This window comes from Streptomyces sp. NPDC028305 (genome assembly GCF_055569495.1).
Genome location: NZ_JBVHTN010000010.1, coordinates 155,837 through 170,596 on the forward strand (window position 1 = coordinate 155,837; position 14,760 = coordinate 170,596).

General features: G+C 71.4%; 16 protein-coding genes, 1 pseudogene and 1 riboswitch. Of the genes and pseudogenes, 9 read left to right on the forward strand and 8 right to left on the reverse strand.

Going from position 1 to position 14,760, the window contains the following annotated elements:
• Window positions 1–16: 16 nt before the first annotated feature.
• Both ACZ4WQ_RS38320 and otsB read left to right on the forward strand, forming a co-directional pair.
• Window positions 17–253: pseudogene (locus tag ACZ4WQ_RS38320) on the forward strand (DUF3263 domain-containing protein); the annotation flags it as partial.
• 53 nt (window positions 254–306) lie between these two features.
• Window positions 307–1,158 carry a trehalose-phosphatase gene (gene otsB / locus ACZ4WQ_RS38325; protein ID WP_385346998.1) on the forward strand — a complete coding sequence of 284 codons (852 nt, stop codon included), beginning with the start codon at window positions 307–309 and terminating at the stop codon, window positions 1,156–1,158.
• Between the two features lie 205 nt (window positions 1,159–1,363).
• On the opposite strand, the gene ACZ4WQ_RS38330 is transcribed toward otsB, so the two are convergent.
• Window positions 1,364–2,824 carry an alpha,alpha-trehalose-phosphate synthase (UDP-forming) gene (locus ACZ4WQ_RS38330; protein WP_468022783.1) on the reverse strand — a complete coding sequence of 487 codons (1,461 nt, stop codon included), beginning with the start codon at window positions 2,822–2,824 and terminating at the stop codon, window positions 1,364–1,366.
• 56 nt (window positions 2,825–2,880) lie between these two features.
• The gene (locus ACZ4WQ_RS38335) at window positions 2,881–3,828 is read right to left on the reverse strand and encodes a glucosyl-3-phosphoglycerate synthase (protein ID WP_398374903.1); all 948 of its coding nucleotides are present in this window, start codon (window positions 3,826–3,828) and stop codon (window positions 2,881–2,883) included.
• A gap of 171 nt (window positions 3,829–3,999) precedes the next feature.
• Window positions 4,000–4,144, forward strand: a riboswitch (SAM riboswitch).
• Window positions 4,145–4,162: 18 nt separating this feature from the next.
• Here ACZ4WQ_RS38335 and thrC point away from each other — a divergent pair.
• The 4 genes from thrC (at window position 4,163) to groL (ending at window position 8,454) form a co-directional block, all read left to right on the forward strand.
• Entirely contained in the window at window positions 4,163–5,449 is a 1,287-nt protein-coding gene (gene thrC, locus ACZ4WQ_RS38340) for a threonine synthase (RefSeq protein WP_385350844.1), read from the forward strand.
• 89 nt (window positions 5,450–5,538) lie between these two features.
• Window positions 5,539–5,817, forward strand: a complete 279-nt coding sequence (locus tag ACZ4WQ_RS38345; protein ID WP_311724471.1) for a MoaD/ThiS family protein — start codon at window positions 5,539–5,541, stop codon at window positions 5,815–5,817.
• A gap of 465 nt (window positions 5,818–6,282) precedes the next feature.
• The gene (locus ACZ4WQ_RS38350) at window positions 6,283–6,489 is read left to right on the forward strand and encodes a cold-shock protein (protein ID WP_009716982.1); all 207 of its coding nucleotides are present in this window, start codon (window positions 6,283–6,285) and stop codon (window positions 6,487–6,489) included.
• Window positions 6,490–6,828: 339 nt separating this feature from the next.
• A complete protein-coding gene (gene groL / locus ACZ4WQ_RS38355; RefSeq protein ID WP_311724470.1) occupies window positions 6,829–8,454 on the forward strand; it encodes a chaperonin GroEL in 1,626 nt (541 codons plus the stop codon).
• An 89-nt stretch (window positions 8,455–8,543) separates the two neighbouring features.
• Here groL and murQ read toward each other — a convergent pair whose 3' ends face one another.
• Both murQ and ACZ4WQ_RS38365 read right to left on the reverse strand, forming a co-directional pair.
• On the reverse strand, window positions 8,544–9,479 hold the full coding sequence (gene murQ, locus ACZ4WQ_RS38360; RefSeq protein ID WP_398374789.1) for an N-acetylmuramic acid 6-phosphate etherase: 936 nt from the start codon (window positions 9,477–9,479) through the stop codon (window positions 8,544–8,546).
• Between the two features lie 64 nt (window positions 9,480–9,543).
• A complete protein-coding gene (locus ACZ4WQ_RS38365; protein WP_398374787.1) occupies window positions 9,544–10,473 on the reverse strand; it encodes a MurR/RpiR family transcriptional regulator in 930 nt (309 codons plus the stop codon).
• A gap of 120 nt (window positions 10,474–10,593) precedes the next feature.
• Between ACZ4WQ_RS38365 and ACZ4WQ_RS38370 the strand changes: the two genes are divergently transcribed.
• On the forward strand, window positions 10,594–10,956 hold the full coding sequence (locus ACZ4WQ_RS38370; protein ID WP_311724466.1) for a hypothetical protein: 363 nt from the start codon (window positions 10,594–10,596) through the stop codon (window positions 10,954–10,956).
• 73 nt (window positions 10,957–11,029) lie between these two features.
• Here ACZ4WQ_RS38370 and ACZ4WQ_RS38375 read toward each other — a convergent pair whose 3' ends face one another.
• Window positions 11,030–12,274: a Cmx/CmrA family chloramphenicol efflux MFS transporter gene (locus ACZ4WQ_RS38375; RefSeq protein ID WP_398374901.1), complete on the reverse strand. Its 1,245-nt coding sequence runs from the start codon at window positions 12,272–12,274 to the stop codon at window positions 11,030–11,032.
• Between the two features lie 100 nt (window positions 12,275–12,374).
• On the opposite strand from ACZ4WQ_RS38375, the gene ACZ4WQ_RS38380 reads away from it, so the two are divergent.
• Window positions 12,375–13,205 carry a DUF1963 domain-containing protein gene (locus tag ACZ4WQ_RS38380; RefSeq protein ID WP_398374785.1) on the forward strand — a complete coding sequence of 277 codons (831 nt, stop codon included), beginning with the start codon at window positions 12,375–12,377 and terminating at the stop codon, window positions 13,203–13,205.
• Between the two features lie 72 nt (window positions 13,206–13,277).
• On the opposite strand, the gene ACZ4WQ_RS38385 is transcribed toward ACZ4WQ_RS38380, so the two are convergent.
• Window positions 13,278–13,793 (reverse strand): GNAT family N-acetyltransferase, encoded by a 516-nt coding sequence (locus ACZ4WQ_RS38385; protein ID WP_398374783.1) that lies wholly within the window; start codon window positions 13,791–13,793, stop codon window positions 13,278–13,280.
• Between the two features lie 283 nt (window positions 13,794–14,076).
• Window positions 14,077–14,259 carry a DUF4287 domain-containing protein gene (locus ACZ4WQ_RS38390; protein ID WP_398374782.1) on the reverse strand — a complete coding sequence of 61 codons (183 nt, stop codon included), beginning with the start codon at window positions 14,257–14,259 and terminating at the stop codon, window positions 14,077–14,079.
• On the opposite strand from ACZ4WQ_RS38390, the gene ACZ4WQ_RS38395 reads away from it, so the two are divergent.
• Window positions 14,201–14,347, forward strand: a complete 147-nt coding sequence (locus ACZ4WQ_RS38395; protein WP_398374909.1) for a hypothetical protein — start codon at window positions 14,201–14,203, stop codon at window positions 14,345–14,347. The genes ACZ4WQ_RS38390 and ACZ4WQ_RS38395 overlap by 59 nt on opposite strands.
• On the opposite strand, the gene ACZ4WQ_RS38400 is transcribed toward ACZ4WQ_RS38395, so the two are convergent.
• Window positions 14,338–14,760 (reverse strand): SRPBCC family protein, encoded by a 423-nt coding sequence (locus tag ACZ4WQ_RS38400; RefSeq protein ID WP_398374780.1) that lies wholly within the window; start codon window positions 14,758–14,760, stop codon window positions 14,338–14,340. The two genes, ACZ4WQ_RS38395 and ACZ4WQ_RS38400, sit on opposite strands and share 10 nt — an antisense overlap.

The window sequence follows — 14,760 nt, forward strand, 5'->3', positions numbered from 1 at the left end:
CGGGCCGGGCGAGGCGCCCGGCGAGGCGGCCGGCCTCTCCGAGCGGGACCGGGCCGTGCTCGCCGTGGAGCGGCACGGCTGGCCGGGCCCCGGCGCCAAGGAGCGTGCGATACGCGAGCGGCTCGGCATCTCGCCGACCCGCTACTACCAGCTCCTCAACGCCCTCCTGGACGACCCCCGCGCCCTCGCCCACGACCCGGTGACCGTCAACCGCCTGCGCCGCGTGCGCGAGGCGAGGCGCGGACGCCGCTGAACGAATCCGGATCGCCCCACCTTCCCACCCGCCCCGGCGATAGGGTCGGCCGCATGGGCAGCCACAGCCACCCTCTTCCCGTACCCACGACAGCGGCCGGCCGTGAAGGCCTCGACGCGATCCTCCAGCGGCCCGGGGAAGCCGTCGTCGCACTCGACTTCGACGGCACCCTCGCCGACATCGTCCCCGACCCCGACCAGGCGCGCGCCCACCCCGGCGCCGTGCCCGCGCTCTCCCGACTCGCCCCGCGGCTGGGCTCCGTCGCGGTGATCACCGGCCGTCCCGCCGCCCTCGCCGTGGAGTACGGCGGCTTCGCCGAGGCCCCGGACCTCGACCACCTCGTGGTCCTCGGCCACTACGGCGCCGAGCGCTGGGACGCCGCCGACCGCGAGGTCACCGCCCCGCCCCCGCACCCGGGCGTTGCGGCGGCCCAGGCCGGCATCCCGGACGTACTCGCCGCGGTCGGCGCCGCGCGCGGCGCCACCGTGGAGGAGAAGGGGCGCGCCGTCGCCGTCCACACCCGCCGCGCCGCCGACCCGCAGGGCGCCTTCGAGGCGCTGCGCGAGCCGGTGCGGCGGCTCGCCGAGCGGCACGGGTTGATCGTGGAGCCCGGCCGCCTGGTGCTCGAACTGCGCCCGCCGGGCGTGGACAAGGGTGTCGCCCTCACCGAGCACGTACGCGAGACCGGGGCCTCGGCGGTGCTGTACGCGGGCGACGACCTGGGGGACCTGGCCGCGTTCGCGGCGGTGGAGCGGTTGAGGGCGCAGGGGGTGCCGGGGGTGCTGGTGTGCAGCGGCAGCAGCGAGGTCACCGAGCTGGCCCAGCGGGCCGACCTGGTGGTCGACGGCCCCGCGGGTGTCGTCGCCCTGCTGACGGCGCTGGCCGCGGCGGTCGAGGACCGCTAGCTCGCGCCTTCCCGAACCGGGGCTCCGCCCCGGACCCCGGTCCTCAAACGCCGGACGGGCTGGCTGTGCTTTGCCCTCAAGCGCCGGGCGGGCTTAGTCCAGCCCGTCCGGCGCTTGAGGACACGCCCGAAGGGCGTCCGGGGGTCCGGGGGCTTGCCCCCGGTTGCGGGAAGGGGCGGGTAGGGGACAAGGCCCGCCGCAGGCGTCAGACATCCGTCAGCTCGCGCAGCTGCGCGAGGAACCACTGCGCGGGCGGCAGCGCAGTCGCCGCCGCGGCCAGCCGCTTCGTGCGCTCCGCCCGCTCGCCGTCCCCAATCGACAGCGCCTCGTGCAGCGCCCGCGCCGTCGCCTCGATGTCGTACGGGTTCACCACCAGCGCGTCGGCGCCCAGCTCCGCGTACGCCCCGGCCTCCCGCGAGAGCACCAGCGCGCACCCCTGCTCGGAGACCACCGGCACCTCCTTGGCGACCAGGTTCATCCCGTCCCGGATCGGGTTGACCAGGGCCACGTCCGCCAGCCGGTAGGCCGCGAGCGACCGCGCGAAGTCGTCCTTCACATGGAGGGCGACCGGCTGCCAGCCTTCCGTGCCGTAGTCGGCGTTGATCGCGTCGGCGACCCGCCGCACCTCGTCCGTGTAGTCGCGGTAGACGGCCAGGTCCTGGCGGGAGGGGTAGGCGAAGGCCACGTGCACCACGCGCTCCCGCCACTCGGGGCGGGTCTCCAGCAGCCGCCGGTAGGCCAGCAGCCCGCGGACGATGTTCTTGGACAGCTCGGTGCGGTCCACCCGGACGACGGTCTTGCGCCCGGGGCCGATCTGCGCGCGCAGGGCCGTCAGCCGCTCGTCGACGTCCGCGGCCCGGGACCGCTTCCGCAGGAAATCCGCGTCCGCGCCGAGGCCGTGCACGCCCAGCCGGGTCTCGCGCCCCTCGAGGCGCACGGACAGCCGCGGGCCGTCCCGCACCACCTCCGCGCCGAGCACGGCCGCGGCGCAGTCGGCGAAGGCCAGGGCCCAGCGCTCGGTGAGGAACGCGGCGCGGTCGCCGCCCAGGATGCCGCGCAGCACGTCCGCCGCCACGTCGTCCGGCAGCAGCCGGTAGTAGTCCGGGGGCGCCCAGGGGGTGTGCGAGAAATGGCCGATCCGCAGGTCCGGCCGGCGCTCGCGGAGCAGTCCTGGCACCAGCGCCAGGTGGTAGTCCTGGATCAGCACGGCGGCGCCGTCGGCGGCCTCCTGGGCGAGGGCGTCCGCGAAGGCCGCGTTGTACGTCCGGTAGGCGTCCCACTGGGCGCGGAACTCCGCGCCGAAGACCGGCTCCAGCGGCGTCTGGTAGAGCAGGTGGTGGACGAACCACAGCACCGAGTTCGCGATGCCGTTGTACGCGGCGTCGAAGATCTCCGGCGCGATGTCGAGCATCCGCACCAGCTGTCCGCCGGTGTCGCCCGGGTCCAGATGGCCGGGCCCGGCCCGCCGGGCCGCCTCGCGGTCGCCGTCGCCCAGCGCCGCGCAGACCCACACCGCGCCGGCGTCCGGCCCTATGGCGCTGAGGCCGGAGACCAGCCCGCCGCCGCCGCGCTTGGGGGCAAGCGACCCGTCCTCCCGCAGGGCGTACGAGACCGGGCCGCGGTTGGACGCGACGAGGACCTGTGCAGCAGTGTGCTCAGAGGCCATGTCGCGTACCTAGCCATCCCACGCGTCGCGCAAACGTGCGTGCGGTTTCTTCCCCCTCACGCCGCCCGCCGCTCCGCGTACTCCGGGATCTCGATCATCGGCGGCCGCTCCTCCGTGTCCACGGCGCTCGTCCGCGCCACAAAACCGCCCTCGTCCCGGTCGAACTGGGTCAGCCGCGGCCGCACCAGATGCCCGCGCGCCAGCCGCAGCTGGGCCGTGCGGTAGATCGTGGCCGCCATCCGGCCGAGCGCCTGCGGGTCCTGGTGGCGGTGTTTGCGCACGCCGAGGTCGACCTGGGCGAGCGCGCCGAGTCCGACCGTGTGCAGCGAGTCGATGAGAATGGCCAGCTCCACCCCGTATCCGACGGGGAAGGGCAGCCGCTCCAGCAGCGAGCGGCGCGCCGCGTACTCGCCGCCGAGCGGCTGTACGAAACCGGCCAGCTGCGGCCAGTGCAGATTGAGCAGCGGCCGGGCGACCAGCTCGGTGACCCGCCCGCCCTGGCCGGAGGCGTTGCCGAGCGGCCGGTCGTACATCCCCTTGACCAGGTGTACGTCCGGGTCGGTCAGCAGCGGGCCGACGATCCCGGAGACGAAGCGCGCGTCGAATTCCCGCAGGTCGGCGTCTATGAAGCAGATGATGTCGCCGCTGGTCGCCAGCAGCGAGCGCCACAGCACCTCGCCCTTGCCGGGCAGCGTGGGCAGCTCGGGCAGCACGGCGTCGCGGTGCACCACCCTCGCACCGGCCGCCGCGGCGACCTCGGCGGTGCGGTCGGTGGACCCGGAGTCCATCACCACCAGCTCGTCGACCAGCGGGGCGGCCTCGCCCATCAGCTCGCGGCGGATGGCCGCGGCGATCTCGCCGACCGTCGCCTCCTCGTTGAGGGCGGGCAGGACGACGCTCACGGTCCTGCCCGTGGCGCGCTTGGCGGCCAGCAGGCGGTCGAGCGGACGGTCGCCGGCGGACCAGGACCGCTCCTTCAGCCAGCGTTCCACCTCTTCCAGCACGGCCATGCCTCCCTGTTGTGCCTGGCGCGCGTCAGCTGTGACCCATCTCGCGCCTCGGACGACTATCTCAACCATCCAGGCCTTCGGTTACAGTCTTGAACAACGCACGTGACCGTCGTATGTCGGGGGTCCGCGTGCGACAAAAACGCCGCGCTGTGCCCGGCGTCATACCGCTCATCCAGAGGGGCAGAGGGAACGGCCCGTTGAAGCCCCGGCAACCCTCCAGCCGGTCCTGCGTTCTACGCGAAGCGGGGCCCCGGCTCGGGAAGGTGCCAATTCCGGCTCGCGGCGAGATGCGCCGTGAGGAAGATGAGGAGAAAGGGCCTCGCCTCCCATGGCTGTGCAAGCTGTCGAAAGCTCCACCACCTCTTCCGTCTCGCTCGGTCCCGCCGTCGCACTGTCCTGTCGCGAGTGCGGTGAGCGTTTCCCCCTCGGCCCCATTTTCGCCTGTGTGGAGTGTTTCGGGCCGCTCGAGGTCGCGTACGACCTGCCGACCGGCGACCCGGAGGGGCTGCGCCGGCGGATCGAGGCGGGCCCGAACAACATCTGGCGCTACGCCCCGCTGCTGCCCGTCCCGGCGGACGTGGCCGACAAGCCCAACATCAACCCCGGGTTCACCAAGCTGGTGAAGGCCGACAACCTCGCCCGCGAGCTGGGCGTGACCGGCGAGCTGCACATCAAGGACGACTCCGGGAACCCGACGCACTCCTTCAAGGACCGCGTCGTCGCCCAGGCCGTCGAGGCCGCCCGCGCCTTCGGCTTCACCACCCTCTCCTGCTCCTCCACCGGCAACCTCGCGGGCGCGGTCGGCGCCGCGGCCGCCCGCGCGGGCCTGCGCTCCTGCACCTTCATCCCGCACGACCTGGAGCAGGGCAAGGTCGTCATGGCCGCGATCTACGGCGGTGACCTGGTCGCCATCGAGGGCACCTACGACGACGTCAACCGCTTCTGCAGCGAGCTGATCGGCGACCCGGCGGGCGAGGGCTGGGGCTTTGTCAACGTCAACCTCCGCCCGTACTACGCGGAGGGGTCCAAGACCCTCGCGTACGAGATCTGCGAACAGCTCGGCTGGCGGCTGCCGGACCAGCTCGTCATCCCGATCGCCTCGGGCTCGCAGCTGACGAAGATCGACAAGGGGCTGAAGGAGCTCATCGAGCTCGGCCTGGTCGAGGACAAGCCGTACAAGATCTTCGGCGCCCAGGCCGAGGGCTGCTCCCCGGTCTCCACCGCCTTCAAGGCGGGCCAGGACGTGGTGCGGCCGCAGAAGCCGAACACCATCGCCAAGTCGCTGGCCATCGGCAACCCGGCGGACGGGCCGTATGTACTGGACATCGCGCGCCGCACGGGCGGGGCGGTGGAGGACGTGAACGACGAGCAGATCGTGGACGCGATCAAGCTGCTGGCCCGTACGGAGGGGATCTTCGCGGAGACCGCCGGCGGGGTGACCCTGGGCGTGACGAGGAAGCTGCTCGAGAACGGGGTGCTGGACCCCACCCTCACCACCGTCGTGCTCAACACCGGCGACGGCCTCAAGACGCTCGACGCGGTCGCCCCGACGAGTGGACCCACGGCGGTGATCCGCCCCAGCCTCGACGCGTTCCGCGAAGCTGGTCTGGCCTGAATCGGGCCCGCTCAAACCAGCTGGCTTGAATTCGCCCCTCGAATTCGCCCTCGCCCCCCGCAGCAGTTCCCTTGGAAGGTGAAACCCTCATGAGCGTCAATGTCCGGATCCCCACCATCCTGCGCACCTACACCGGCGGGCAGGCCGAGGTCAGTGCCGAGGGCGCGACCCTCTCCGAGGTCCTCGCGGACCTGGACCGGAATCACCAGGGCATTGCGGCCCGCGTCCTGGACGACACCGGCAAGCTGCGCCGTTTCGTCAATGTCTACGTCAATGACGACGACGTTCGCTTCTCCGAGGGCCTGGAGACCGCGACTCCGGACGGCGCCGGTGTCTCGATCATTCCGGCGGTCGCGGGCGGCTGCTGAGCCGGTCGCTCCCCCGCCACAGGCCGGTTGTGGCCCCGCCGCGGGCCGATGTGAGCCGGCCGTACCCCCGAGGTAAACGGAATCGCCCGGTCCTGATAGAAACGGACCGGGCGATTCCGTGTGTTGAATCGCGCTACAGTTGAGCCGTTCCCCTTCTGTTGGCCTCATGGGCGGCCGCATATGAGAACTCGTCAACTTGTGCGTAAAGTGTGCGCGTGAATTGTCGGGTTGATTCCCTTATGCCTGGCCCGACTTGCCCGGAATTCACGGGAATTCTCCACTTATTACCGATCGACCGTCGCCAGAATTCTCGTCCGATTGACCTGTTGCACAGGGCAGTGGGACAGATACATTCAGCGGCGGTCGACGCGTTCCGGCGCACACCCCCCACGACCGGGGGGTGAGGTCTGACCCGGGTCCGCGGAGTGCGGTCCTGCGCAGGGGCCAGCAATAGGGGAGTTAGGAATGGCTCAGGGCACCGTCAAGTGGTTCAACGCGGAGAAGGGGTACGGCTTCATCGCGGTCGACGGTGGTGCGGACGTGTTCGTCCACTACAGCGCGATCCAGATGGACGGTTACCGCACCCTCGAAGAAGGCCAGCGGGTCGAGTTCGAGATCTCGCAGGGCCAGAAGGGGCCGCAGGCGGACATGGTCCGCGTGGCTGTTGGCTGAAGCGCCGACGCGAGGCACTGACTGGACCGTTCAAAGGGCTCGTACCCCCTAGGGGCACGGGCCCTTTGACATGCGTGTTCACATGGGTGTTGACCTGTGCGCCGATGGCCGCTCACGACCGCCTTGTCCCAAGCTGTCACCCCACTCACGCTTGCACTCTCAGGGGTCGAGTGCTAATCATTGGCGTTAGCACTCTGAAGGTGAGAGTGACAGAAGGATCGGGTCGGTGAGGTCCGTCAGGCCACGCGGGGCAAGGAACCGCGGGGCAGACAGGCCGTCCGTCGCGGGCGCCAGGCGCGGTCCGGAGCAATCCACCCCGTCTTGGGAGGACCACTTCACATGGCCAAGATCATCGCGTTCAACGAGGAGGCGCGGCGCGGCCTCGAGCGCGGGATGAACCAGCTCGCCGACGCCGTCAAGGTCACCCTCGGCCCCAAGGGTCGCAACGTCGTCCTCGAGAAGAAGTGGGGCGCCCCCACGATCACCAACGATGGTGTTTCCATCGCCAAGGAGATCGAACTCGAGGACCCGTACGAGAAGATCGGCGCCGAGCTGGTCAAGGAGGTCGCGAAGAAGACGGACGACGTCGCCGGTGACGGCACGACGACCGCGACCGTCCTCGCCCAGGCGCTGGTCAAGGAGGGCCTGCGGAACGTCGCCGCGGGCGCCAACCCGATGGCCCTCAAGCGCGGCATCGAGAAGGCCGTCGAGGCCGTCTCCGCCCAGCTGCTCGAGCAGGCCAAGGACGTGGAGACCAAGGAGCAGATCGCCTCCACCGCCTCCATCTCCGCCGCCGACACCCAGATCGGCGAGCTCATCGCCGAGGCGATGGACAAGGTCGGCAAGGAAGGCGTCATCACCGTCGAGGAGTCGCAGACCTTCGGGCTCGAGCTTGAGCTCACCGAGGGCATGCGCTTCGACAAGGGCTACATCTCCCCGTACTTCGCCACCGACATGGAGCGTATGGAGGCGTCGCTCGACGACCCGTACATCCTGATCGTCAACTCGAAGATCACCAGCGTGAAGGACCTCCTCCCGTTGCTGGAGAAGGTCATGCAGTCGGGCAAGCCGCTGCTGATCATCGCCGAGGACATCGAGGGCGAGGCCCTGGCGACCCTGGTCGTCAACAAGATCCGTGGCACCTTCAAGTCCGTTGCCGTCAAGGCCCCGGGCTTCGGTGACCGCCGCAAGGCCATGCTCGGCGACATCGCCATCCTCACCGGTGGCACCGTCATCTCCGAGGAGGTCGGCCTCAAGCTGGAGAACGCGGGCATCGACCTGCTGGGCCGCGCCCGCAAGGTGACCGTCACCAAGGACGAGACCACCATCGTGGACGGCGCCGGCGACACCGACCAGGTGCAGGGCCGCGTCAACCAGATCCGCGCCGAGATCGAGTCCTCGGACTCGGACTACGACCGCGAGAAGCTCCAGGAGCGCCTGGCGAAGCTGGCCGGCGGCGTGGCCGTCATCAAGGCCGGTGCCGCCACCGAGGTCGAGCTCAAGGAGCGCAAGCACCGCATCGAGGACGCGGTGCGCAACGCCAAGGCCGCCGTCGAGGAGGGCATCGTCGCCGGTGGTGGCGTGGCCCTGCTCCAGACCGTCTCGGTCTTCGAGAAGCTGGAGCTCGAGGGCGACGAGGCCACCGGTGCCCAGGCCGTGCGCCTGGCGCTCGAGGCCCCGCTGAAGCAGATCGCGGTCAACGCCGGCCTCGAGGGCGGCGTCGTGGTGGAGAAGGTGCGCAACCTCACCCCGGGCCACGGCCTCAACGCCGCGACCGGCGAGTACGTCGACCTGATCGCCGAGGGCATCATCGACCCGGCCAAGGTCACGCGCTCCGCGCTGCAGAACGCCGCGTCGATCGCCGCGCTGTTCCTGACCACCGAGGCCGTCATCGCCGACAAGCCGGAGAAGGCCGCCGCGGCGGGCGCTCCGGGCGGCATGCCGGGCGGTGACATGGACTTCTGATCGACGCCTTCCGTCGATCGACCGTCCGAAACGTCGGGGCGGCACCCTCTTCCGGGTGCCGCCCCGACGGCGTTTCAGGACCCGCGCCCTCAGCCGCGCGCGGCCTCCAGCGCGGCCCGCAGATGGCCGTCCGACTCGGTCAGCAGCCGGGTGGCGGTGGGGGCGTCCACCTCGCCGAGGATGGCCAGGATGGCGTGCTTCGTCTCGCCGGCGCTGGCGGCCAGCGCGGCTTCGATCCGCGGGGCGGGGGCCCCGGTGGCGAGGGAGACGATACGGCGCGAGCGCGCCCGCAGCTTGTCGTTCGAGGCGCGCACATCGACCATCAGATTTCCGTAGGTCTTGCCCAGCCGGATCATGGTGATGGTCGAGACCATGTTGAGCACCAGCTTCTGGGCCGTGCCCGCCTTCAGCCGGGTGGAGCCGGTGAGCAGCTCCGGCCCGACCACGATCTCGATGCCGTGCTCGGCGGCCGCCGCGAGCGCCGAACCCGCGTTGCAGGACAGGCCGACGGTGAGCGCGCCGAGCCGGCGGGCGTGCTCGACCGCGCCGACCGCGTACGGGGTGCGGCCGGAGGCGGAGATGCCGACGACGCTGTCCTGGGCGCCGACGGCGAGCGCGTCGAGGTCCGCGGCGGCCAGCTCCTTGCTGTCCTCGGCGCCCTCGACCGAGGTCACCATGGCGGCGGGCCCGCCCGCGATCAGCCCGACGACCTGGCCCGGCCCGGTGTTGAAGGTGGGCGGGCACTCACTGGCGTCGAGCACGCCGAGCCGCCCGGCGGTGCCCGCGCCCATGTAGATCAGCCGGCCGCCGCGGGCCATCCGCTCGGCGATGCCGTCGATGGCGGCGGCAATCCGCGGCAGTTCGGTGGCGACGGCCGCGGGCACGGCCGCGTCCTCGCCGTTCATGATGCGGGCGATCTCGATGGTCTCCAGCCGGTCGATTTCGGCGAGTTCGGGGCGGAATGCCTCGGTGGTGAGCGTGTCCAGCTGGGCGCGCAGCTGTTGTTGGTCAGCGGCGGAAGTCATGGCGAAGCGGCTCTTTCCGGTACGGGGTGTCAACGGGGGGTGTCCCGACTCGGTCAGCGCTCGGTCAGCGGGGTCCGGGCCGGGGGTCATGCCGGTGGGCGAGGGCTTCGTACGAGGCGGCGAGCGCGGGGGCGGCCGCCTCGTACGTACGCTGCGCCACACCTATGAAGAGGCAGTCCACGACGAGGAGTTGGCTGGTGCGGCTGGACATGGCCGCCGGGCGCAGCTCGCTCTCGCGGGCGGTGGAGGTGGTGAGCACCAGATCCGCGTACTGTGCGACCTCGCCGTCGGGGCGGCCGGTGATCGCGACGGTGGTGGCTCCGTGCTCGAAGGCCACCCGCAGGGGCTCGATGACGTCGGTGGTACGGCCCGAATGGGTGATCGCGATGGCGACGTCCCCGGAGTGCAGCTGCACGGCGTTGGTGACCGCGAGGTGCGGGTCGGCGTGCGCGTGGGCTATCAGGCCGATGCGCAGCAGCTTCTGGACCAGGTCCTGGCCGACGAGGCTGGAGGCGCCGACGCCGTAGACGTCGATCCGGCGGGCGGTGGCGAGCGCGCCGACGGCCGCTTCGAGCTGGCTGGTGTCAAGACCGGCGGCGGTGTCGGCCAGGCACTGCTGCTCTTCCTGGGCGAGCTTGGTGACGACGTCGGCGATGGGGTCGTCGACGGCGATGTCGGCCGTGACGGCCGGGGCGCGCCCGGCCGCCTGCTGCGCGGCGAGGGCGGCCAGCGCGAGGCGCAGATCGCGGTAGCCGGGGTAGCCGAGCAGGCGCGAGGTGCGGACCACGGTGGCCTCGCTGGTGCCGGTGCGCTCGGCGAGCCCGGTGACGGTGAGCGCGGCACAGCCGGCCGGATCTCCCGCCACGGCCTCGGCGACGCGCTGCATCGAGCGGGTCATGGAGGGCGCGAGGGTACGGACCTTGGCCGCGAGGGCGGCGGGGGCGGGCGGAGTGGCTTCGGGCACGGTGAAAGTTTCCTTCAGCTTGCTGCTCACCACTGAAAGGTATTTTCACCGCCCGGGGGCAGTCAAGGGTCCGTGCCGGGGCTCGCCCTGCGCCGCTCCATAGCTCCCGGCGCGCTCACCGACGGGCGCCGGCTGTGCGCAAAGGTGACAATGGGGCTCATGAAGCTCGAACATGCACTGCACGCGGCACGGGCGCTCGTGCTCGCCGATCTCGCGGCGGGAGAGGTCGCCCAGGCGGACATCGTCTCTCTCGTCGAGGACTCCATCGCGCACCGCAGGTGGTGGGTCGAGCAGTGGCCGGAAGGGGCCGACTACTTGGCCGGGCTGGTCGCCCAGGACGTACAGGACGCCCTCCTGGAGCGGTACGGCCGCTGGCCACTGTGCCCGGTCTGCACGGAGGGCGGCGATCCGCACGCGCTGGACGTGGAGCCGGAGTTGGGGCCGGATCCGCACTGGGTGTGCGGCAAGACGGCGGTGGCGGTGGCGAGGGTGGGGACGCTCGGGACGATCTGAGGGGTGCGGGGCATGGACGGCCGCCGCTGTCTAGCGTCGCTAGACAACCGAGCGCCGAACATGAACGGGCCGCTCACCCCGTCTTCCGAAGGCCGTCGTGCTCGTCTTCGCCCCGCGGCTCCTGTTCCCGTGCCTCCGAACCGACGATCACGCGCGAAGTGCCCGGCGCCTGATGCGGCAGCCGCGCGGCGAGCGCCGTCGTCCCGACGGCGAGCGCCGCGAGCGCCGCGCCCGTCCAGGCCACGGCCGGGTAGCCCCAGCCCGCGTCGATGACGAGCCCGCCGAGCCAGGGGCCGAGCGTGTTGCCGATGTTGAAGGCGGAGGTCGTGGTCGCGCCCGCGAGGGTCGGGGCGGCGTTCGCGACATTGAACATCCGGGCGTTGAGCGCGGGCCCGGTGAAGAAGGCCGTCACACCGAGCAGCAGCGCCAGGCTCACGGCCACGACCGCGTGGTGCGCGGTCAGCGCCAAGGCGCTCAGCACGACGGCCGTGGCCGTGATGCCGCCGTAGAGCGTGCCGAAGAGATGGGCGTCCGCGATCCGCCCGCCGATCGTCGTCCCCACGATCGCCCCGGCGCCGAACAGCGCCAGCACGCTGGGCACCCAGTCCTCGTCCATCCCGGCCACGTCCGTCAGCAGCGGCGCGAGATACGAGAACAGGCAGAAGACCGCCCCGCCGCTGAGCGCCGTGGTGACCAGCGCCAGCCACACATGCCGGTCGCGGTAGATGGACAGCTCGGCACGGAGCCTCGGCCGGTCCTGCCCGGTCGGCGCCTCCGTACGCGGTACAAGCCCGACCACACCGACGAGCCCGAGCGCCGACAGCGCCGCCACCGCCCAGAAGGCCGCCCGCCACCCGGCGTGCTGACCCAGGAACGCCCCCGCGGGCACGCCCACCACGTTCGCGACGCTCAACCCGCCGAGCATCACCGCCATCGCCCGCGCCCGCGTGTTCACCGGCACCAGCGACACGGCCACCGCCGCCCCCACCGCCCAGAACCCGGCACACGCGAGCGCGCTGACCACCCGGGACGCGAACAGCACCTCGTACGAAGGCGCCACCGCCCCCGCGACCTGGCCAAGCCCGAACACGGCCAGCAGCGCGATCAGCGTCGTCCGGCGCGGGAGCCGCAGCGTGGCGGCGGCGAGCAGCGGCGCGCCGACCACCATCCCGATCGCGAAGGCGGAGATCAGCAGCCCGGCGGTCGGGATCGAGACGTCCATGTCGCGGGCGATGGGTTGCAGCAGCCCGGAGAGCATGAACTCCGAGGTCCCGAGGGCGAAGACGGACAGGCCGAGGACATGGACGGCGACGGGCATACGGACCCGCGCGCGGTCAGCGGGGGACATGCCGAGAGTCAACTACGGCCTGGAGCTTGGTATTCCGCATCAGCCTCCGCCCTCCTGGTTGACTCCTCGCATGGATCCCACGACCACTCTGACAGCTCTGCGTGACTTCTGCGCGGAACATCTCGGTACCGACCTCGCGGACCGCGTCATCAGCCTGGCCCGGCCCGGTTTCGAGCTCACCGAGGCCGCCCCCGGACAGGCCGCCGGGCACAGCCGCTTCGGCGGCAGGGCCATGCTGGAGCCCGGCACCCCCTGGCCGATGTGCGAGGACCTCCCGCTCAGCCTGATCGCCGTCCTCGACACCGACGCCCTGGCGCCCTGGCTCGGCGACCTCCTGCCACCCGGCACCGGCCTGCTCAACTTCTTCCACCTCGACAAGGAGTCCGAGCAGTGCGACCCCACGGCCCGGGAGGTGGCATCGGGCTTCGGCGCGGAGGACCCGGAGGTGGGGAGGGTCATCGCGGCCCGTTCCCCCCTCGCCGTCGAAACGGGACCACCCGCCCGGTCCAGCGTCTTCGCCCCCGTCCCATGGGCGGCGGAACTCGCCTTCGCCTTCCCCGACATCTGGGATTCCGCCTGGGACACGCTCGACCTGGGATACGAGGGGGGCGACTACGAGGCCGTGGAGACGTTCAGGGGCGCGATACACGCCGATTGGTTTCCCCCGGGCCTGCTGTTCTGCGAGGACATGGCCTTCGGCCGGCCGGTCTTCCCCACGGGAAGCTCATCGGTGATGCTGAACGGCGACGACTCGAACCGATACCACCACCTGCTCCAGCTCTCCGACCGGCACGAGTGGCGCCTCGACGGGGAAGGCGGCTGGATGCACTGGTCGATCCCCACCGAGGCGCTGCGCGCGGGCGACTTCAGCCAGGCGATACCGACCCCGGACATGTGGTGACGCGTCGCCGGGCCGGAACACCGACGGCCGGCCGTGCGAGGGGCGAAACCCCTCGCACGGCCGGCCGAACCGCTAGACCCCGAAGGGCGCGGCGTAACGGACGGTGCCGCTCGGCAGCGGGCGGGTCGCGTCCAGGGTGAGGGCCATCATGGCCTCATCCGGGACGTCGAGGGTCACGCCGATGCCGTGGGCGGAGGCACGGCCGAAGCCGAACCGCGGGTAGTACGCCGGGTGTCCGAGGACGGTGACGTAGTACTCGCCCAGCTCCCTGGCCGCGCCGAGCGCGGCGCGGATGGCCGTCGAGCCGGCACCGGTCTTCTGGTGCTCGGGCAGCACGGAGACCGGGGCCAGGCACAGGGCCGGGGTGTCGCCGATGTGACAGCGCGTCAGCAGCGCGTGGCCGACGGGCGAGCCGTTCGCGCCGACGCTGACGACGGACAGGCCCTCGATCCACGACACGTCGTCGCGCAGGGCGTCTACGAGGTCGGCCTCGTACGGGGTGTCGAAGGCGGCGAGGACGATGCCGCGGATGGCCGGGATGTCGGCCTCGGTCTCGGCACGGGTGATCCACTGGTGGTGGGTACGCATGACTGGATGAAGATCCGTTTCATGGTGAGGTTCGTGTAGGACTGCCCCGCGAGCTCACGCTCCCAGCAAGGCGGATGACTGGATCAGGCCGTCGCCCGGGACGTGAGGACGGTCCGGGCGCTGCGCAGCGCAGCGGCCTTATGCGCGGCCATCAACTCGCCCTCCTTGTCGTCCTCGATCTGATCCAACACGAACGCCCGTACCGTACCACGCCGTTGATCTGCCCCGACCTGACGTCCGGCAGCGGGCCCTGCCCGTCACCCAGGGCCGCGCCGGATCGCCTTCACGTGGTGCTTTCTTCGGCGAGCGTGTGCGCCACGAGGGCGTTGGCGTGTCCGTGTCCGAGTCCGTGCTCGGTCTTCAGCCACGTGACGAGCTCCATGTGCTTGGACAGGGGCGAGGAGCGGATGAGGTCCTTCCATTCCGCGATCGGGCGGCCGTACTTCTTCTCGATCGAGGGGGCCATGTTCACCGGCGGCCCGCAGCACACCGAGGCCGATCTCGACCACTACGCCACCGCCGGCGTCCGGGCCTTCCTCGCCGCCTACCGCTGACCGGGGCGCCGCCCGTCGCGGTCCAGGGTGCGCTTGATGACCTGAATCCCCTGGTCGACCATCTCACCCATGGGACCCCGGAGACTGCTGGGTGTCACGTCGGTGATCCAGACGAATCGGCTGCGGTTCTCGGTGTCGTCGAGGATCTGCATGGACGCGTGGTGGTGCGTGGGCTCCAGGGAGCCGCCGACCACCGTGTAGGCGATGCGTCGGGCTTCGTCGTCGAGGTCGACGATGAGCTCGCGCACCACGGTGCCGTTTGCGAAGGTCACGACTCTGATGTCGCCCTCGACGCGGGTGTCGGTGACGAAACCCGGTGCGAGACGCTGGTGGATCTCGCCGAAGGCGCGAACCGCCGCCCAGACGTTCTCCGGTGTGTCGTCGATCAGGACTTCGCGATGGATGGATGCCAC

Bases quoted from the DNA above. Each gene is read 5' to 3' on its own strand.
- otsB (WP_385346998.1), top strand. From the start codon at position 307: ATGGGCAGCCACAGCCACCCTCTTCCCGTACCCACGACAGCGGCCGGC.
- groL (WP_311724470.1), top strand. From the start codon at position 6,829: ATGGCCAAGATCATCGCGTTCAACGAGGAGGCGCGGCGCGGCCTCGAG.
- thrC (WP_385350844.1), top strand. From the start codon at position 4,163: ATGGCTGTGCAAGCTGTCGAAAGCTCCACCACCTCTTCCGTCTCGCTC.
- ACZ4WQ_RS38350 (WP_009716982.1), top strand. From the start codon at position 6,283: ATGGCTCAGGGCACCGTCAAGTGGTTCAACGCGGAGAAGGGGTACGGC.
- ACZ4WQ_RS38370 (WP_311724466.1), top strand. From the start codon at position 10,594: ATGGGGCTCATGAAGCTCGAACATGCACTGCACGCGGCACGGGCGCTC.
- ACZ4WQ_RS38385 (WP_398374783.1), bottom strand. From the start codon at position 13,793: ATGCGTACCCACCACCAGTGGATCACCCGTGCCGAGACCGAGGCCGAC.
- ACZ4WQ_RS38330 (WP_468022783.1), bottom strand. From the start codon at position 2,824: ATGGCCTCTGAGCACACTGCTGCACAGGTCCTCGTCGCGTCCAACCGC.
- ACZ4WQ_RS38345 (WP_311724471.1), top strand. From the start codon at position 5,539: ATGAGCGTCAATGTCCGGATCCCCACCATCCTGCGCACCTACACCGGC.
- ACZ4WQ_RS38375 (WP_398374901.1), bottom strand. From the start codon at position 12,274: ATGCCCGTCGCCGTCCATGTCCTCGGCCTGTCCGTCTTCGCCCTCGGG.
- ACZ4WQ_RS38380 (WP_398374785.1), top strand. From the start codon at position 12,375: ATGGATCCCACGACCACTCTGACAGCTCTGCGTGACTTCTGCGCGGAA.
- ACZ4WQ_RS38395 (WP_398374909.1), top strand. From the start codon at position 14,201: ATGAGGTCCTTCCATTCCGCGATCGGGCGGCCGTACTTCTTCTCGATC.
- ACZ4WQ_RS38390 (WP_398374782.1), bottom strand. From the start codon at position 14,259: ATGGCCCCCTCGATCGAGAAGAAGTACGGCCGCCCGATCGCGGAATGG.
- murQ (WP_398374789.1), bottom strand. From the start codon at position 9,479: ATGACTTCCGCCGCTGACCAACAACAGCTGCGCGCCCAGCTGGACACG.